The sequence below is a fragment of the Sphingomonas sp. genome (assembly GCF_041661825.1).
Lineage (GTDB): Bacteria > Pseudomonadota > Alphaproteobacteria > Sphingomonadales > Sphingomonadaceae > Sphingomonas.
On the sequence record NZ_JBAZTU010000001.1, the window covers coordinates 1,048,989 to 1,066,814 of the forward strand.

The following is a 17,826-nucleotide window of genomic DNA, read 5'->3' on the forward strand; positions in this document are numbered from 1 at the left end:
CAGAGGGAGAATCCTGCATGAAATACCTCACCGTCGCGACGGCTGCCCTCGCCCTGAGCCTCGCCGCCTGCGGGCCGAAGACCGAGGCGGCGGCCGACAATGCCGTGGACGCCACCGGAGCGGCGATCGACGATCTGGGCAACACTGCCTCGAACGCAGCCGATGCGGTAGGCGACGCGCTCAACCCGACGCCGAGCGGCCAGACCTTCGCCAATGGAGCGGCCAATAGCGACGCCTTCGAGATCGCGGCGGCCAAGCTGGCCCTCACCAATGCCGCCTCGGCCAAGGTCAAGGCGTTCGCGAGCGACATGATCAAGGCGCACACTGCCTCCACCGCGAAGATCCAGGCGGCAGCGGCCAAGGCCAGCCCGGCGATCACCCCCGACGCGACCCTGACCGGCGCGCAGAATGACGACCTGTCCGATCTAGGCAAGCTGAAGGGATCAGATTTCGACCGGGCCTATATCGACGGCCAGATCGATGCGCATGACGATGCGCTGGAGCTGATGGAGAATTTCGCGAAGGACGGCGACGTCGCCTCGCTGAAGACGGCGGCCGGCGAGATCGCGCCGATCGTGAAGGGCCATCTCGACATGGCCAAGGCGCTCGAGACGCGCTGACTCGCCCCGGGGCGGGGAAACCTGCCCCCGACGTCGTTCACCCGGCGCTTGCTTCCGGCCAGAACGCCACCGCTTTTTCGCCCGCACCGATGGGGAAATCGCGCGGTCGTGCGTCCTTGTCCCTGTAGCTCCTCTGGCTGCACAAGAATGCGACGGCGGATCGACCGGAAACCGCACCGGCGGCGTGACAGGACCGCTCCTGTTCCCAACCCGCGCCACGATCCGCCGCCCGCAGCCCGGCCGGCGCCCGCGTCCCTCGTCAGGGCGCCGGCCGGGACCCCGCTCCTGGCGATGAATTCCACCCTTAAAATGGACCATGTAGTGGTCCATATTATTTGATGATGGTCCATCGAATGGCCCAAGGAGTGGTGATGCGCATATCGGTAAGCGACGCGAAAGGGCAGCTCACCGAACTGGTGCGCCGTGCGGAAGCGGGCGATGAAATCGTGTTGACTCGCCACGGTCACCCGGCCGTCCGCCTGGTGCCGGTCAATCCGATGCCTGACCGCAAGGCGCGCCGAGTCCTGCTCGAGGCCATGCGCGCATCGGGCGCGGCCAGGAAGACGGAGGGCCCCCCGGCCGCGCGCAGCCAGGATTTTCTCTATGAAGACGACGGCCTGCCCGGATGATCGCTGTCGACGCGTCGGCGCTGATGGCGATCCTGCTCGACGAGCCACAAGCCAATGCCTGTATCGCAGCGCTTGAAGGCGAGGACGCATTGGTCATTTCAGCCGGCACCGTGGCCGAAGCGCTGATCGTGGCGGAGCGCCGCAACGTCGGCGAGGAACTGACCACCTTGATCGATGGCCTGGGTTTCGAGATCGTGCCGGTGACGCCCGCATCGGCGCGACGCGTCGCGGCTGCCTATGCGCGGTGGGGCAAGGGGCTCAACCCGGCGGGGCTGAATTTCGGGGATTGCTTTGCCTATGAAGTGGCGGAGGCACATCAATGCGGCCTGCTCTATGTCGGCGACGACTTCGCCAGGACCGACATTCGGCCCGCGCTCCGCAATTCGATCTGACCTCATTCCCCTGCACCGACATCCCGCTATAGAGCCCGCACGATAATGGGCGCGAAGGGCATGACGATGGGCAAGATCTGGGCGATAGCGGCAGCGGCGATGGCAATGGCGGCTCTTTCGGCGCCGGCACTGGCCCAGGATGCGCCCGATGCCGTCAACAGCCAGGACGCGCGCTGGCACAATCGCCAGATGCTCTATCTGTTGAGCCTGAAGGCTGCCGATGGCTGGCACTATACCGTGAGCGGCCTGCGCTATCGCCGGATCAAGGCCGGCCCGGCCGGTGCGCCACATCCGGCGCCGACCGACATGGTCACGATCCATTATACCGGCAAGCTGATCGACGGGACCGAGTTCGACAGCTCGGTCGGCCGCGGCGCGCCCGCGACCTTTCCGCTGCCCCGGCTGATCCGCGGCTGGCAGGAAGGCGTGCCGTTGATGGCGGTCGGCGACACCTTCGAATTCGCGATCCCGCAGAACCTCGCTTACGGCACCGAAGCCACCGGCCCGATCCCCGGCGGCGCGACCTTGCTGTTCACGATCGAGCTGTTCGCCACCGCCGGGGGATAATCCCTTCAGGCGAGGCCGGACAGATCGTCCGGCATCATGCGCTTGAACAGATCAATGACCTGCGCCCCCTCGGCCGGGGGCAAGGTGATCGCGTGACGGACCGCGGCGGCGATCAGGGTCATGGTCAGGTGCGCCGTCGCGCCTAGCAGCGCCGCATCGCGTCGAGCAGGAGCCCGGAGAGAAGGCGCCATCCGGCGCGCGATTTCGCCGACTATGCCCGGCGCACCGCGGCGTCCGGGATGCGTGAGCGGGAACGGGCGGACGGCTGCGGCGGTCCGCCCTCACTGCGCGTTGCCGCCTGCCGCCCCGCCGTCCACGTCAGTGGTCGCGATCTGCAGCATGCCGCTTTCCTGCAGGATGATGACCCAGTCGCGGCCATCCTCGCAATGCGCGGTCCAGGCCGGGCGACCCTGCACCGGCGCGCGCGGTTCGGAGCTGGAGACCGACTGGCAATCGCTGCCCGCGTCGTCGAGCGCGCGGTAGAAGACGACGTCGCGCTGCTTGGGCGCCAAGGCGTTGATCCGCCCCAGATAATCGACCTCGGGCTTGGCCGGCGCAGCCGCATTCTGCTGTGGCGCGGGCTGGCCGCACCCGGCGAGCGCCAGAACGAGGCAGGCGGACATCAGGTTCTTCATCGCAGACGACTCCATCAGGGCGCCGCCATAGTCGCAGGAATCGGCGCCCGGCGTGAAGACGAAAACGCGTGGGCTCCGGTTCCGGGTCACCCGGCGCGGAACCGCTCCCATGCCAGCTCGACCGGGATCGCCTCCGCGCCGAGCGCCACGATCCGGGCCGTCTTCGCCGCGCTCGACGCGTGAGGCGGGAAACCTTCCGCTTCCAGCCGCACATCGATCCAGGCGTCGCGGCGCCGTGCGAGCACTTCCCACAGGCCGGCACAGGCGCCGCCATTGGCGCGGGTGCGCCAGCCAAAACCGAAGCAGCGATCGGGGCAGCGCTCGAACAGGCAGGCGACTTCTCCGATATCGCCGCGCACCGCACCTGCGCCGAGATCCGGCCGGTCGTGATGGAGCGCGTCGATCCGCGTGCCGGCCGCATCGAGGTCGCGCAGGACCGTGAACAGTGCCGCGATCGCCGGATCGTCGGTCCAGGCGACATAGCCGGCCTGGCGTGCGGCCGCGGGATGAAGGGCGCGGGCAATCGGATCAGCGTCGGCCATGCTTTATTCCCCGGGGGTGAGCGGCCCGTATCGCGCGATCCGACGCTGCAGTGAATCGACGCCGAAAAAACGCCCGCGACTTGCTCTCGATCAAGCGCGCCGGAGCGTTTGGCCCGTATCGGACGTTTACAATGGTCGCCCTTGAGGAACACTCATTTGTTAGGTCGCATTTTCGGAAAGAAGCGTCCGGCAGAGACGATATCTTTCCTCGCTGACGTAGCGCAGCACCATCGCGACCCGACGCGGGAGGCGATCGCGGGCGGACGTTATCTGCTGTTCACCCCCGACGCCGATGGCCGTGCGGTCCTGTTGCTGAATACCGATCCGCGGCTGATCGCCTCCGTTCTGCGCCGCGCGGCGGGCGGCAGCTCGGACCTGATCGTCGAATGGGTGTGCGAGGCGAGCGACGATCACCGCGATCATCTGGCCGCCGACAATTTCAGCTCGTGCTGCATCCACGCGCCCGTTGGCGAGCGCGGCTGAACGTCAATACCGACTTAATGCGAGCGTGCCCGTTCGCTCTCGAAACTTAACGCCCGTCGCGCCCATGTCGGCTGCGCGCCAATCACGGCGCTGGGACGACGGTGATGCGAACCCGGTGTGCGGGAGCAGCGATGGTGATGACGAGCGTGGCGGCGATCATCGCGTTGCGCTGGCTGGTGACGATGCCGCCCGTCAATCATCCGGCGACCACGACCGAGTTGCTGCTCGCGGGCTTCATCATCCTCGCCGGCCTGCCCGGCATCGGCATGCTGGTCGAGGGGCCCGCGATCTTCGGCCTGGTCGATCGGCCGCGCGGACGGTGAGCGCGCGTCAGTCGGGCAAAGCGGCTATGGCGGGAGGATGACCGACCCGATCGATCCCCTCCGCGCCACCCGGCTCGACTATGATGACGAGCTGCTCGGTACGCTCGACCTGCCCGGCGGAACGCTCCGCGTCACGCGCGGGCTTGGCTCCGGGCTGTCGCGGCGCGCGGGCGATGTACCGGGCGTGGTCTGGGCGATCGGGGATCGCGGACCCAATCTGAAGATCCCCTTTGCGATCGATCGCTACGGGCTGGACGATCTCGGCCGCCTTGCCGATCTGGCCGGGGCCAAGATCATGCCCTTCCCCGGCATCGGCCCGGCGATATCCGAACTACGCGTCGAGGGCGATCAGGTGACCTGCCTTCGTACGATCCCGCTGCGCGATCGCAGCGGACGGCCACTGTCCGGCCTGCCAGTGCCGGGCCGCTTCAACGAGCCTGCCTTCGATATCCAGGGCGCGCCGATCGCGCCCGATTCGTCAGGCGCCGATACCGAAGGCATCGCGGCCGCGGCCGATGGCAGCTTCTGGATCGCCGACGAATATGGCCCGTCGGTCTTCCATATCGCGGCCGATGGAACGGTGCTGGTCCGCTGGGTGCCGGAAGGATGCGGCGACGCGTTTCGCACCGCCGATTATCCCGTGGTCGAAGCGCTACCCGCGATCGCCGCGCGCCGGGAACTCAATCGCGGATTCGAGGCACTGGCGCTGTCACCGGACGGGCACCGCCTCTACTTGGCCTTCCAGAGCCCGCTCGCTCATCCCGACGAGCAGGCGCACCGCCATGCCCGGCACGTCCGCCTGTGGGAGCTCGATGTGGCGACCGGCGCAGTGATCCGGCAATTCCTCTATCGACTCGACAAGCCCGGCAGCTTCCGCCGCGATGCGGCGATCGGCCCGGTAAAGCGCGGCGACCTGAAGCTCTGCGACATCGCCGTGACCGGCGCGCAATCATTGCTGGTACTGGAACGCGGATCGGCCACGACCAAGCTCTACGCCGTCGCGCTCGATGACGGCCGGGTGTTGGACCCGTGCCAACTCGACATCGCCACGCGGCCGACGATCGAGGAGCAAAGCGCGGCGGGCCACACGCTGCCGCACCTCGCCAAGACGCTGGTTTTCTCGACGGACGATCACCCGGAGATCGACGCCGATCTGGAAGGCGTGACCTTGTTGTCCCCGCGCACGCTGTTGCTGGTCAACGACAATGATTTCGGGGTGGACGCCGTGCCGACGCGCTTCTGGCGGATCGATCTGCCCGCGGACGTCATGATGGACTGAAAATGCGGGGGAGAGCGCCTGTGGCTGCTCGATCCCCCGTGCTATCGTTTCGCCAGTGCCGGTCTTCCCGGCGGCTTTTCCGCTCCTGTTGCGTTTCTTTTTTATGTCAGGCGATACGATGGCGGCGTCTTCATAACCGAATCGCGGACAAAAAAAAGGCCGGTACGAGACCGGCCGTGAAAGTTTTAGGAGAGGATGCCTGAAAGGCACAGTCGTTGTGCACTGCAGCAGGTTTTGTCGCAAGTGCAAATATTGCATTGCAGCATACGCAAACTGCAACTGGTAGCGCTATCATGGCAGGCGGGTGACCTGGATATACGCCGCCTGCCACTGCCCGCCGCTGCGGCGGAAGGTGTCGGAAAAGCGGAAATGGCTGGCAAAGGCGTCACCGCCCGAGACGCCGCGCAGCGTCGTCTCGGCGCCGACCACCCCGGCATCAGGGCCGAGCATCACCACGGTTCGGTCGTGCAGGACGATCGGATCGAACCGGTCGCCGGGCGCGGTCCAGCCCTCGATGAATTCCTTCTTGCCCTGGCGCTTGCCCGATCCGTCGATGAAGACGAGATCGTCCGCCACCATGCGTTCGAGCGCCGGGCCATCCTTGGCGAGTTGCGCCCGGTCGAACGAATCGGCAAATGCGACGAGCGCGGCGCTGTCTTCCGCCGCCGGCGCGGCGGCGGAAAGCGGTGCCGCGACCAGCAGCAGCGCCAGGATCGGGAATCGCATCCTCATCTCCTTATTTGTTCGGCAGCTTGGTGAATTCGGAGATCCAGTTGGTCTCCCAGCTCCGGCCGCCATCGTCCGAAAAGGCCTGCTCGATCCGGAAGCTGGTAGCGGCCATGTTCGAAAAGATGAAGCGCACCAGGATCGCCCGGCCGTTCAGATCCTCCTGATTGTAGAACAGCCCGCGCCCATTGGCGAAGCCGCCGACCATCGGCTCGCCCAGTTCGCTGTCGGCGCTGTTGGCCCAGCGGATCTTCCACTGGCGCGATTTGGCGTCGTAGAGACGCAGGCTCATGCCCTGGATCCGCCCGGCCGACCCCGCGACGTCGAGCTCACCGAGATTGGCCTTGCCGCCCCAAACCGGCCGCACCACCGACAGGCCGTCATAATCGACCCATGTGGTCGATCCCGTCAGCGGCCGCAGCCGGCGCGCGATATGCGCCTTCCACCGGCCGAACTCGAAATCGAAGTCATGCGCGCCGTCGCGCAGCACCGGCGCGACGCGCGCCTCGGGCCGCGGCGGCTGGATGCGCGACTGGGCGGGCGCGATACCCGGCAATGCCGCGAGCAGCATGGCCGGCAACAGCAACCGGCAGCACTGCGCGATACGATCGATCCTCATGCTCGTCCTCCCCGGGCTCGGCCCCCCGGCCTTAACCACATCTTACTCTAGCCGAGATGCGCGCCGGGACAAGGAGATAGCGGCGACATCTCCGAACCACGGATCCGGAGCTTGTTGCCTATTGACAGCAAAGGGCCGGTTCGGGATGATACCGGTGTCAAAAGGCACTGCGACGGGAATTGCGGGCCGAATGGGAGTGGGGTGCCAGTGGGGTCGGCCAGGGCGCGACGGCGACTGAATCGCTGCGTGCATCCTGCTGAAAACAATGTCGAATTCTGCAATAGGCCCGAAAATCGGGCACGCGGCCGGAACGGGGCCGTGAGGGCGCCGAAACGCCCTCGACGCAACAGGAGCCGACACCGCTGTCATTCCCGAAACACAGGCGCGGCGAAGCCCGCCGTTCGGGAGAGACGGGATGATGTTGAACACGCGCGGCGACGCCGCATCTTTTCGCAATCGACTGCTGCTCGGCTCGGCGCTGGGCATGCTCGCCATCGCCGCGCCGGCTTATGCCCAGGGGGCGGACCCCGCCCCTGTACAAACCGCCGACGCCGACGGGACGGACCAGGGCGACATCGTGGTCACCGGCTTTCGCGCCTCGCTGCAGAACGCGTTGTCGCTGAAGCGCCGGTCCGACCAGATCATCGATGCGATCACCGCCGAGGACATCGCCGAATTTCCCGATGCGAACCTCGCTGAATCGATCCAGCGCCTGCCCGGCGTCTCGATCGACCGCGACAATGGCGAGGGCCGCACCATCACGGTGCGCGGCCTGGGCGGCGATTTCCAGATGGTCCGGCTGAACGGCGCCGATGCGCAGAATGTGGCGGGCGGCAATACTTCGGACGCGGGCGCCAACCGCAGTCGCGGGTTCGATTTCAACACCTTCGCGTCCGAACTGTTCGGCGGCGTCACCATCACCAAGACGACGGCGGCGATGAACGACGAAGGCTCGCTTGGCGCGATCGTCGATCTCACCACCGGCCGGCCGCTCGCCAACAAGGGCAACCGTTTCGCCCTCGGCGCCGAGGGCGAGTATCGCGAGAACGGCAAGTCCTGGAACCCGCGCCTCACCGGCCTCGCCTCGATCAAGCTGGCCGACAATTTCGGCATCCTGGTTTCGGGCGCCTATCAGAAGCAGGAACAGCAGATCGATTCCTATCGCCGCAACATCGGCGCGTTCGAATATACCTATCGCAACTCGCAGCTGAACGGCGTCACGCCCAATACCTTCGGCTTCGCGCGGCCGGGGGGCACCGGTGCGACCTTCGGATCGGATCCGGCCGCCTATGCGCTGATCACCCCGACCACGATCATCCCGGCCCTGCCCTCGATCGGGCGGCAGGATCTGCGCTACGAACGGCTCGGCGCGACCGCGACGATGCAGTGGCAGCCGACCAGCCGGACGGAGATCATCGCCGATTTCGTCTACTCGAAATATGATCAGGACAGCGTGACTGATGCGATCACCACGATCGGCCTGAACCGCAACGGCACCAATGCCCGCGTCACCCAGAACACCTTGCGCGCGCCGGGCACGACGAACGGCAATGCCGACCGCGTCGCGCTCTATTCCAATTGCGTGCAGAGCGCGACGATCGACTGCGGCGACGCGCTCTATGGCGGCGTGCTGCCGGGCATGCTCAACAGCCGCAATCCCAACAACCTCAACCCGTACGACTATTACAACGCGGCGACCTCCATCGGGCGCGTGCCGACCGCGAACCTGACCGGCTATTATAACGAACTGATCGGTCGCCCGAACACCAAGATCCGCGCGGCGCATGTCAACGGCGCGGGCCAGGCCGATTATCTGCTGCTCGACGATGTCGACTGGCGCAGCTCCTCCGACGCGCAATATGGCTCGACCGAGTTCAAGCAGGCGACGCTCAACTTCCGCCAGGACATCACCGACGATGTGAAGCTGGACGGGACGATCGGCTGGTCGCGCTCCGAATTCCGCGCGACCGGGCTGCTCGCCGAGTTCAACGCGATCGACCAGGACAATTACACCTTCGACGATCGCGGCGGTGGCAAGATGCCGATCTTCAACCCCGGCTTCGACGTCGCCAATCCCGCAAGCTGGAGCCTGGTCAAGGGCCTGTCGACGATCCGCTATTTCCAGACTTATGTGAACAACGAGTTCCGGGTCGCGCGCGCCAACTTCACCTATGAGGCGCTGCCCGAGATGACCTTGCGCTTCGGCGGCACCTTCAAGCAGTTCGATTTCGACAGCGACCAGGGCCGCCGCAGCCAGGATATCGAGGCGATCAACCCGACCCTGCTCGAATCCGGCCTGGCGATCACCGATCTCGGCAAGTCGGTCGGTTTCGGTCAGGGGCTTCAGGTATCGCAGGGCACGCCGACCGGCTTCTATGCGCCTGACCTGGACAAGTTCCGCCAGCGCTTCGGCATCGATTGCAACTGCATCAACAAATGGGGCGACTATCGCGCGGTCGCCGACGGGCGCCAGCGCAACGCGGTGACCGAGAAGGACATTTCCGGCTTCTTCCAGGTCGATTTCAACTTCGATGCGTTCGGCCGGCCGCTGCGTGGCAATGCCGGCATGCGCATTGCCAATACGCGGGTAAATGGCTTCGGCAATGTCGGTGGCACCGACGGGGTGCTCGGTATCCCGGTGACGGCGCGCAACGAATATTGGGATTGGCTGCCCTCGACCAACATCACCTATGAGCCGGTGGACAATTTCCTGATCCGCTTCGCCGCGGCGCAGGTGATTTCGCGGCCGCAGCTCGCCAGCCTGACACCGGGGACGACCGCTTTCGCCAGCGGCCTCAACGCGGCAGGCGCGGCGCCCGCGGTCACCGTCGGCAACCCCTATCTCAACCCGTTCCGCGCGACCAATTTCGACCTCAGCTTCGAGCGTTATTTCCGCAATAACGGCCTGATCGCGGTGGCGCTGTTCAGCAAGAAGATCGATTCCTTCCCGCAGCAGATCGCGGGCGAGGCACCGCTCTCCTCGGTGTTCGAGCCGGCAATTTACGCCCAGCTGGTCGCGGCGATGACCAGCCCGACGCTGCAGGCCTATACGCTGGCCGGTGGTACCTGGGCGATCCGCCAGTTCCAGGATGCGCCGGGCGGCACGATCAAGGGCGTCGAGGTCAATCTGCAGACCGATTTCTTCTTCCTGCCCGCCCCGTTCGACAAGATGGGCATCGCGGCCAACTACACGCATATTGATTCCAAGCTGAACTATCTGACCGGCACCGTGCTCTCGACCACGCAGACCGGCACTGCCGCGACCGCGCAGAACAGCTATGCCGAAGGGCCGTTCCTCAACACCTCACCCGACGCGTTCAATGCGACGCTCTATTATGAGAACAAGGTCTGGTCGGCGCGCGTCTCGGGCGCCTATCGCAAGCGCTACGTCAACCGCTTCCCGCTCGCGACGGGCACCTGCAGCGTCGGCACCAACACCAATGCGGGCGCGGCGTGCAATTCGCCGGTGTTCGCCGATTTCGGCTATAACGAGGACACGCTGAACGTCGATTTCGCGATCAGCGTGAACGTGACCGACTTCGCCAAGCTGACCCTTGAAGGGCGCAACCTGACCAACGATCCGCAGTACCGCACGATGTACGCCGCCAACCCGGTTACCCAGACCTATGCCAGCACCGGGCGGATCATCACCGGCGGCGTGCGGTTCATCTTCTGATGGGGGGCATGCGCATGATAGTGGCGATCGGTGCTGCGCTGGCGGGCGCGGCACCGGCATCGGCGGCCTATGAGAAATGCCAGCCCGCTTTCCCCACTGCCGAGGGAGCGGGCGCGTGCTCTGCGGGCGGGCGTGGTGGGAAAATATTGCGGGTGACGACCCTGGCCGATGCCGGGCCGGGCTCGCTCCGCGCTGCAGTCGAGACCACCGGGCCACGCGTGATCATCTTCGATATCGGCGGGACGATCACGCTGCTCAAGCCGCTCAAGATCCGCGAGCCGCGCGTCACCATCGCCGGCCAGACCGCCCCAGGCGGCGGCATCACGCTGCGCGGGCAACCCCTGCTGGTCGATGCCGACGATGTGGTGATCCGCTTCCTCCGCTCGCGGCTCGGCGACGAAGAGGGCGTGGAGACCGATGCCGTCACGGTCGAGCGTGGGCGGCGGATCATCCTCGACCATATCTCGGCGAGCTGGTCGGTCGATGAGACGCTGTCGGTCGGCATCCCGCAGCGCAAGCCGGAGGACGATATCCGCGACGTGACGATCCAATGGTCGATCATCGCCGAATCGCTCGACGGGTCGATCCACGCCAAGGGCGAGCATGGCTACGGATCGCTGATCCGCGCGGCGCATGGCGCGGAGATCAGCTTCCACCATAATCTGTGGGCGCACCATATCCAGCGCATGCCGCGCCCGGGCAATTACATGCCGCCTGCGCAGGACCCGGAAGGGCCGCGCATCGAGTTCCGCTCCAACGTCTTCTACAATTGGGGCGGCGCGCGATCGGGCTATAATGCCGATAGCGGCGAGAAGGCGTCGCACAGCGCCTATGCCTTTATCGACAACAGCTATCGCACCGGCCCGTCGAGCAAGGCCGCGATCGCGTTCGACGAAGGCGATCCGCTGGCGAGATCGCTGTTCGCGGGCAATGCGATGAACGGGGTGGTGCCGGCCGATCCAATGACGCTGGTGACCGGCATCAAGGACCCCGCCAACCGCATCGCTACGCTCGCCATCCGGCCCGTGTGTGCGCAGGGCTGGGCCGAGAGCGAGAAGGCAGTGCTGGCGCATGCGGGTGCCTCCCTGGTGCGCGACGCGGTCGATCTGCGGATCGTGCGGGACGTAACGGCGGGGACCGGGGGGATCGTCAACAGCCAGAAGCAGGTGGGCGGCTGGCCCGAGCTGGCGCCCGGCACAGCATGGCGCGACGGCGATGGCGACGGGCTGCCCGACGATTGGGAACGCGCCCACAAGCTCGATCCCGCCGATCCGGCCGACGCCGCACGGCCGGCGGGCGGTGGCTACAGCCATCTCGATGCATGGCTGGAGGAGCTGGCGACGACCCGGCGCTGAATCCCGTCTAGCGCATCACCCTGATCGTCCGGTCCAGCCCCGAGACCAGCCGCGCCAGCCGGTCATAATCGATCTTGTCGGGCGTGTCCGCGAGGCTGTGATAATGCGGGTAACGGAAGGGCGCGGTGTCGGTGACCATCAGCGCGGGGAAACCCTCGCCCGAAAAGGCCCAGTGATCCGACCAATCCACCCCCTGGATGAAGCCCGGCGCCGCGCCGCCCACGCTGGGGAATTGCGCCACCTCGCGGAATGACCCGACCGTCCGCCGCACGAAGCCCCGCGCGTCGGTGGTGCCGACGAACGCCACGAAATTCCCGGTCTCGGGATAGAGCATGCCGAGCGGCCAGGGATAATGCTGGCTGTGCGGCGCATCGCTGTAATAGCCGATCGTCTCCAGGCTGATCATGCCGAGCACCGGCTCGCCGCTACGCTTCAGATGCGCGGCATAGACGACACTGCCCATCAGCGGGGTCTGGAACCAGGGCGGCTCCTCATTGACGAACAGCACCAGCCGGAGGCGCAGCGCCGCCTTGCCGCGCAGATCGGCGAGGCTGCGCGCCAGCTCGATCACCGCCGCGGTACCGCTGCCATTGTCGTTGGCGCCGGGCGCGTCGAATGCGCTGTCGTAATGCGCGCCGATTACCAGTGTCTTCGCGTCGCGCGCTGCCGGCTCGATCACCACCTCGATATTGCGCACCCGCTCCCCGCCGGCGCCGAAGCTCTGGCGGCGCACGGCATAGCCCATACCGGCCAGCGCGCCCTCGATATGCCGCGCCGCGCGCTCGAGTTCGATCGGGTGCTCGACATTGTGCGGCACGCTGGCGATGGCGGTGACATGGCCGCGCAGCCTGGCGGCAAGCTGCGTCTCGCCGGGCGTCAGCGGCGCGAGGGGGCCGGCATAGGGGGTGCCCGGCACCGCCGTCAGCCAGAGCAATGCCGCTACCGGAAGCAGGAAGATCGCGGCGACGATCGCCAGCGATATGAGCCGGGTACGCCAGATGCTCGTGTCGTCGATCATCGGCTCCCTCCTGCCACTTCAATCTCAGGCATTCATAGATCATGCCGCCGGGATAAGGGCAATTTGGCGAGGGTTGAATCGAGGCGACGGGAGCTGAAAATGTCATGAGGGTCACTGACATTTTCGGGCGGAGCGTGTTGAATTATTGTACGCAATATCAAAAGCTTAAGTCAGAATGACTATTTCGTGGCTGTGACAAGGCTGCGGCGCTGCTTTCAACCGCGATGTGAAGCTAGGCGCAATAAATCACTCCGACCCCTTTCTGGCCCTCAGCGAACCGCCGATCGGGTGCGCCACGACACTGCCTTTTTCCGACGCCAGAATGGTCACCACGCCCGGAACTCATATGCTGGAGATGTCGATGCACTTCATGGCCGGACGTGAAACGCTGGCGATCGGCGCGATCCTGCTCCCACTTTTTCTCACCGCGTCGTCGCCGCCTCCTCAGGCCGCAGCCGTGACGAAAGAGGTTCAACACGCGTCTCTAATTTTTGCCGCACCGGAGGCCGGCAAACCGAAACCGTTGATCGTCCTTGTGGAAAGGGATCCGTGGCTCATGGTCATTGGATCGGATTCGCCGAGTTTCGCCCTCTATGACGATGGTCAGGCGATTTATTGGGCCAAGACGGGATATAAATCGGTCAAACTCGACAGGGCGGACCTGGCCAGGCTGATCGGGCGCCTCGACCTGGGAACCCTCGCCTGTCTGGACGAATATTACGACGCCGCGTCCGCCACCGATCAGCCGACGGAAATCCTGACGATCTTCAACGGCGACAAGCGCTCGTCCGTTTCGGTCTATGGTTCGATGAAGTCCGCGTCGGTGCGCTCGAAAGCGCCGAAGGCGTTTGCTTCGAGCTACGACATCCTGCTTGCCTTTCAGCGCCCCGATGCACGGGACTGGCTGCCCGAAAAGGTCGAGGTAATGGTCTGGCCCTATGACTATGCGCCCGAAGCATCAATCGTCTGGCCGAAGGGGTGGCCCGCGCTTGATGACCCCGGCACGGTGAAGCGCGGCGATTCCTACAGTATCTTCCTGCCATCCGCCGACTATCCCGTACTCAACAGCTTCCTTCGCGGCCGAAAGGAAAAGGGCGCAGTCGAGATCGGGGGCAAGAAATGGGCGGTTTCCACGCGCTTCCCGTTCGCGGGAGAAAAGGGCTGGATGAGGCGCCAGGCGAAGGATGCTCCGGCGTCTGCTTGCCCGAACCCGCGCCGCTAACTAATCGCCCTCCCAGGCGCGCGCTTTGACGAGGTAGAAGCATGTTCGATTTCCAGCCAACCTTGTCGGGCGATCTGCTCACCCTGCAGCCGCAGGTCCCGGAGGATTGGGAGGCGCTGTTCGCCGTGGCGTCCGATCCGGCGATCTGGGCGATGCACCCGATGCGCGAACGCTATCGCGAGCCGGTATTCCGCGCCTTTTTTAACGATGCGCTGGCCGATCGCGGCGGCCTCGTCGCGCGCGACCGCGCCGACGGGACCGTGTTCGGCTTCTCGCGCTATTCGGAGCAGTTCGCCGATCCGGGCGAAGTCGAGATCGGCTGGACGTTTCTGGCGTGCAACCGCTGGGGCGGCGGGTGGAACCGCGAGATGAAGAAGCTGATGCTGGGCCACGCCTTCGAGTCCTATGACAGCGTCATCTTCCGGATCGGCGAGGACAATCTCAGATCGCGCCGCGCAGTGGAGAAGATCGGCGGCGTGCTGACCGACCGGGTGCAGGAATACCGGATCGGCGAGGCGATGATCCGGCATGTGACCTATGCGATCGCGAAGGGCAGTTTCGCGCGCGGGCCGCTGGGCGGCTGATTTTCCCCTCCCTGAAAGGGAGGGGTCAGGGGTGGGTAGCGAGCGAAGCGAGCACTCGAACCTCTCAAGGCGGAGCCGAGCGGCTCCGCCGACCCACCCCCTACCCCTCCCTTTCAGGGAGGGGAGCAACCAGCCACCCGTCATAGTGAACCACCAGCCCGATCAGCGGGAGCGCGATAGGCACGTCGAAGCGGAAGCGCGCGCCTTCCTGCCATTCGCGTGCCTCGGTGCGCGGGGCGAGGGCCAGCGGGAGGGGAGCGCCGAGGCAGGTCCAGCGCCGCATCTCCATCCTCAGGCCCTGTCCGTCCGAGGGCAGCGCGAAATGGAAGCGTAGCGGCCCGAAGCGTTCGACCAGCCAATCGCCCTCGCCGCTCAGCCGGCTGGTGAAAGCGTGGCGGCCGAAGGAGCGCGTCCATGTCTCCACCCCGTCGCGTTCGGTGAAGGCGACATGCAAGGCGTGCGTGCCCGGCGGCGGGAAGCGCATGATGCGGGCGACCATGCGCGCGAGCAAGTTGGTGCCGCCCTCCACCCGAGCTTCGCCCGACGCGCCACCGTCGCGACAGACCTTGTGCATCGCCCGAACCGCCTCCGGCAGGGCGTCGAACGCCGGGCCCATCACCCGCCGGTAGAGCGAGTCCGGCAGGCGTGCCTCGACCGTTTCGTACCGCATATGCAGCGTGGCGAGGAGCGGCTCGAACTGTGCCAGGTCGAGTAATTGCCCGGCATCGCGGGCCCCGGCCACCAAGCGCCCTGCAAATAGCGCTTCCGCCAACAGCACCGCGGCCAACGTCGGGGTTTCCGGTCCGTCGCCCTGCTCGGCGATCAGGGTCCAGCGCCGCTCGACGAAAGCGCCGTTCGCCTCCCCGGTCAGGTGCACCGACATGGCCGACCGGTCGCTCGTCAGCGCGCGGGTCAGGCGTTGGAGGGGCAGCAGCACCGGCGCGAGCGGCGTGGCGGACAGGCCGAACCAGCGGATCGGCCAGCTCAGCAGCCACAGCCCGATGGTCTGCACCGAAATCTCGGTGCCCGCACGGAAGGTCACTGCCGGGCGACCGGGTAGCATGTCGGGCATCAGGTCGAGATCGGGCACTTCGGCCAGCGCGATCCAGCGCCCGCGCACGTCCGGCGCGCCCGCGACGGCAAAGCTCTCGCGCCGCAATTCCTGCCAGCCCCAGCCGCGCGTCCAGCGCTGGTTGCGCCACAACCGAACCGGCTTGCCGACATAGGACAGGATCGCCGCGGCGACCGACGGCCCGGCGGTGGCGCGGTTGGAGGCGCTGATCGCGACCTCGACCTCAGTCACTCGCTCCATACCCTCCGAGAGCTGTCGCGCCACGGCACCCGACAAAGCCGGCACGCTCGAAGCGCCGGAGACGACCGCAACGCCTGCCTCCCGCGCCGCGTCGTCGAGCGCCCCGATCCCGGTCACGAACCCGCGCGCGTCGGCGAGATCGAGATAGGATATGCCCGCCCGGATACAGGCTAGCGGTACCTGGTAATCGCTGTTCTGGAACGGCCCCGCCGCATCGATCAGCAGGTCGGGGCGGTGCGCCTCCAGCAGTGCATCGACATCCCCGTTACGGTCGGCGACCACGGGCTCGGCCCCCGCTACCCCCGCGCAAAAGGTCCGCGCCTTTTCTGCACTACGGCCGGCGACCAGCACATGATGCCCGCGACCGGCCAGTCGCCGCGTCAGCCGCGCGCCGAACCCGCCATAACCACCAAGAACCAGGACCCGGCTCACAGCACCCGTCGTGCCTGCTCCGCGGTCGGCAGCCAGCAGGTCTCGCGGCGGCCGAACAGCCGGTAGCGATTCCGGGCGATCCAGCGATAGACCGGATCGCGCAGGAAGCTCGGCACCAGCCGCAACGCCGCCGCCGCGCGCCACGGCCAGCCGAGCCCGGCATAGATGGCGAGCACCGCATCGCTGTCCCGCTTCACCGCGTCGCCCTCGACCAGGATGATCGATTCCGGATCGGCGGGATCGATGCCGAACCGCCGGTAGAGGCTGGCGCCGACCTCCCCCTGCATCGAGGCGAGGCGGAAATGCTCGCGCCGGTCATGCTTCAGCACGAACTGCGCATTGGCGGAGCACAGCACGCACTGCGCGTCGAACACGATGATGGGATGGTCGACCATCCCTTCAGTCCTTCCCTCCCGGGCATTGGGCGACCGTATCCTTCAGCCGCTCGATCAGCCAGCGCCCGGCGGGGCCCGGCGGCGTATCCTTGCGGTGCACCGCGAGCATCGGCAGCAGATTGCCCTCCGGCCAGCCATCCTCCAGCACCAGCTCGACCAGCCGCCCCTCGGCGAGATCGGCCCGCACCAGCGGTTCGGGCATGCTGCCCCAGCCAAGGCCGGCGCGCAGGAATTCATGCTTGGCGCCGAGATCGGCGATGCGCCACGTCCTGGGGGAGAGCACGCCGAATTCCTTGCCGCGCGACAGATCGGACCGGTCGGTCAGGACCAGCTGGACATGCTCCGCGAGCGTCACCCGGGGGATCGGCCCGCTGAGTCGCGCCAGCGGATGCTCGGGTGCAGCCACCATGATCAGCGGGATCGACAGCAGCCGCTCCTGCACGAAATCTTCCGGCACGAGCGGCAGGGTGCCGACCACGGCAAAGGCCGCGCGCCCCTCCGACACTGGCTCGATCACCGCGCCCAGCGCCTCGACATTCACGCGCAGCGGCGTGTGCGGGAAGGTCGCCTGGAAATCCCGCACGGCATGCGCAAAGACAGTGATCGGGAACATCACGTCGATCGCGACCGACAGCTCCGCCTCGAGCCCGCCGGCCAGATCTCGGGCGCGCGCCTTGAACGAATCCATCCGCCCCGCCACTGCCCGCGCCTCGGGCACCAGCGCGCTGCCCGCCTCGGTCAGCGCCGGATAGCGCGCGCTGCGATCGAACAATTGCACGCCGATCTGCCGTTCGAGCGTGCCGAGCGTCTGGCTGACCACCGACTGCGCCCGGCCGAGCCGGCGCCCGGCGGCGGAGAAGCTGCCCTCCTCGGCCGCGGCGAGGAAGGTGCGGAGCTGATCGAGGGAAACGGTATCGAGCATGTATCGGAATTCCAGATGGTATCCAGATGAATATATAGGCTGTTACGCTATATAACGAGTCCATATCTGACGCTTCGCAATCAATTTCCTCGTTT

At 66.4% G+C, this 17,826-nt stretch carries 20 protein-coding genes; 11 read left to right on the plus strand and 9 right to left on the minus strand.

The features are described 5' to 3' along the window. The first annotated feature begins 17 nt into the window (after nt 1–17). The 4 genes from WC729_RS04750 to WC729_RS04765 all read left to right on the plus strand — a co-directional run bounded on the left by WC729_RS04750 (nt 18) and on the right by WC729_RS04765 (nt 2,208). On the plus strand, nt 18–620 hold the full coding sequence (locus tag WC729_RS04750) for a DUF4142 domain-containing protein (protein ID WP_372850050.1): 603 nt from the start codon (nt 18–20) through the stop codon (nt 618–620). Between the two features lie 338 nt (nt 621–958). Beyond that, nucleotides 959–1,249 (plus strand): type II toxin-antitoxin system Phd/YefM family antitoxin, encoded by a 291-nt coding sequence (locus WC729_RS04755; RefSeq protein WP_372851013.1) that lies wholly within the window; start codon nt 959–961, stop codon nt 1,247–1,249. Further along, nucleotides 1,246–1,641, plus strand: coding sequence for a type II toxin-antitoxin system VapC family toxin (locus WC729_RS04760; protein WP_372850052.1), 396 nt, complete (start codon nt 1,246–1,248; stop codon nt 1,639–1,641). The genes WC729_RS04755 and WC729_RS04760 overlap by 4 nt, the downstream gene beginning before the upstream one ends. 60 nt (nt 1,642–1,701) lie before the next feature. Further along, on the plus strand, nt 1,702–2,208 hold the full coding sequence (locus tag WC729_RS04765; protein ID WP_372850054.1) for an FKBP-type peptidyl-prolyl cis-trans isomerase: 507 nt from the start codon (nt 1,702–1,704) through the stop codon (nt 2,206–2,208). A 5-nt stretch (nt 2,209–2,213) separates the two neighbouring features. Here WC729_RS04765 and WC729_RS04770 read toward each other — a convergent pair whose 3' ends face one another. From WC729_RS04770 to WC729_RS04780, 3 genes are all read right to left on the minus strand, one after another. Beyond that, the gene (locus tag WC729_RS04770) at nt 2,214–2,399 is read right to left on the minus strand and encodes a hypothetical protein (protein ID WP_372850056.1); all 186 of its coding nucleotides are present in this window, start codon (nt 2,397–2,399) and stop codon (nt 2,214–2,216) included. A gap of 90 nt (nt 2,400–2,489) precedes the next feature. Beyond that, nucleotides 2,490–2,843, minus strand: a complete 354-nt coding sequence (locus WC729_RS04775; protein ID WP_372850058.1) for a hypothetical protein — start codon at nt 2,841–2,843, stop codon at nt 2,490–2,492. A gap of 86 nt (nt 2,844–2,929) precedes the next feature. Beyond that, entirely contained in the window at nt 2,930–3,385 is a 456-nt protein-coding gene (locus tag WC729_RS04780; protein WP_372850060.1) for a hypothetical protein, read from the minus strand. Between the two features lie 156 nt (nt 3,386–3,541). On the opposite strand from WC729_RS04780, the gene WC729_RS04785 reads away from it, so the two are divergent. From WC729_RS04785 to WC729_RS04795, 3 genes are all read left to right on the plus strand, one after another. Next, complete coding sequence (locus WC729_RS04785) at nt 3,542–3,868, plus strand: hypothetical protein (RefSeq protein WP_372850062.1); 327 nt, start codon at nt 3,542–3,544, stop codon at nt 3,866–3,868. 131 nt (nt 3,869–3,999) lie between these two features. After that, nucleotides 4,000–4,191 (plus strand): hypothetical protein, encoded by a 192-nt coding sequence (locus WC729_RS04790; RefSeq protein WP_372850064.1) that lies wholly within the window; start codon nt 4,000–4,002, stop codon nt 4,189–4,191. A 37-nt stretch (nt 4,192–4,228) separates the two neighbouring features. Next, nucleotides 4,229–5,470: an esterase-like activity of phytase family protein gene (locus tag WC729_RS04795; protein WP_372850066.1), complete on the plus strand. Its 1,242-nt coding sequence runs from the start codon at nt 4,229–4,231 to the stop codon at nt 5,468–5,470. Between the two features lie 291 nt (nt 5,471–5,761). On the opposite strand, the gene WC729_RS04800 is transcribed toward WC729_RS04795, so the two are convergent. Together WC729_RS04800 and WC729_RS04805 are read right to left on the minus strand one after the other, a co-directional pair. Continuing rightward, nucleotides 5,762–6,196, minus strand: coding sequence for a nuclear transport factor 2 family protein (locus WC729_RS04800; protein ID WP_372850068.1), 435 nt, complete (start codon nt 6,194–6,196; stop codon nt 5,762–5,764). Nucleotides 6,197–6,206: 10 nt separating this feature from the next. Next, a complete protein-coding gene (locus tag WC729_RS04805) occupies nt 6,207–6,815 on the minus strand; it encodes a hypothetical protein (protein WP_372850070.1) in 609 nt (202 codons plus the stop codon). A gap of 415 nt (nt 6,816–7,230) precedes the next feature. On the opposite strand from WC729_RS04805, the gene WC729_RS04810 reads away from it, so the two are divergent. Next, nucleotides 7,231–10,491 carry a TonB-dependent receptor domain-containing protein gene (locus WC729_RS04810; protein WP_372850072.1) on the plus strand — a complete coding sequence of 1,087 codons (3,261 nt, stop codon included), beginning with the start codon at nt 7,231–7,233 and terminating at the stop codon, nt 10,489–10,491. 14 nt (nt 10,492–10,505) lie between these two features. Then, on the plus strand, nt 10,506–11,846 hold the full coding sequence (locus WC729_RS04815) for a polysaccharide lyase family 1 protein (protein ID WP_372850074.1): 1,341 nt from the start codon (nt 10,506–10,508) through the stop codon (nt 11,844–11,846). Between the two features lie 7 nt (nt 11,847–11,853). Here the strand turns inward: WC729_RS04815 and WC729_RS04820 are convergent, their stop codons facing one another. Beyond that, the gene (locus WC729_RS04820; protein WP_372850076.1) at nt 11,854–12,864 is read right to left on the minus strand and encodes a M28 family peptidase; all 1,011 of its coding nucleotides are present in this window, start codon (nt 12,862–12,864) and stop codon (nt 11,854–11,856) included. A 322-nt stretch (nt 12,865–13,186) separates the two neighbouring features. Here WC729_RS04820 and WC729_RS04825 point away from each other — a divergent pair, with 322 nt between their 5' ends. Both WC729_RS04825 and WC729_RS04830 read left to right on the plus strand, forming a co-directional pair. Then, nucleotides 13,187–14,086 carry a hypothetical protein gene (locus WC729_RS04825; protein WP_372850078.1) on the plus strand — a complete coding sequence of 300 codons (900 nt, stop codon included), beginning with the start codon at nt 13,187–13,189 and terminating at the stop codon, nt 14,084–14,086. A gap of 41 nt (nt 14,087–14,127) precedes the next feature. Then, a complete protein-coding gene (locus WC729_RS04830) occupies nt 14,128–14,670 on the plus strand; it encodes a GNAT family N-acetyltransferase (protein ID WP_372850080.1) in 543 nt (180 codons plus the stop codon). A gap of 100 nt (nt 14,671–14,770) precedes the next feature. On the opposite strand, the gene WC729_RS04835 is transcribed toward WC729_RS04830, so the two are convergent. From WC729_RS04835 to WC729_RS04845, 3 genes are read right to left on the minus strand one after another with little or no spacing between them, the layout of a single operon-like run. Next, the gene (locus WC729_RS04835) at nt 14,771–16,414 is read right to left on the minus strand and encodes an SDR family oxidoreductase (protein ID WP_372850082.1); all 1,644 of its coding nucleotides are present in this window, start codon (nt 16,412–16,414) and stop codon (nt 14,771–14,773) included. Further along, complete coding sequence (locus tag WC729_RS04840; protein WP_372850084.1) at nt 16,411–16,809, minus strand: thiol-disulfide oxidoreductase DCC family protein; 399 nt, start codon at nt 16,807–16,809, stop codon at nt 16,411–16,413. Before WC729_RS04840 ends, WC729_RS04835 begins: the two co-directional genes overlap by 4 nt. 4 nt (nt 16,810–16,813) lie before the next feature. Beyond that, entirely contained in the window at nt 16,814–17,731 is a 918-nt protein-coding gene (locus tag WC729_RS04845) for a LysR family transcriptional regulator (RefSeq protein WP_372850086.1), read from the minus strand. Between the last annotated feature and the right edge of the window lie 95 nt (nt 17,732–17,826).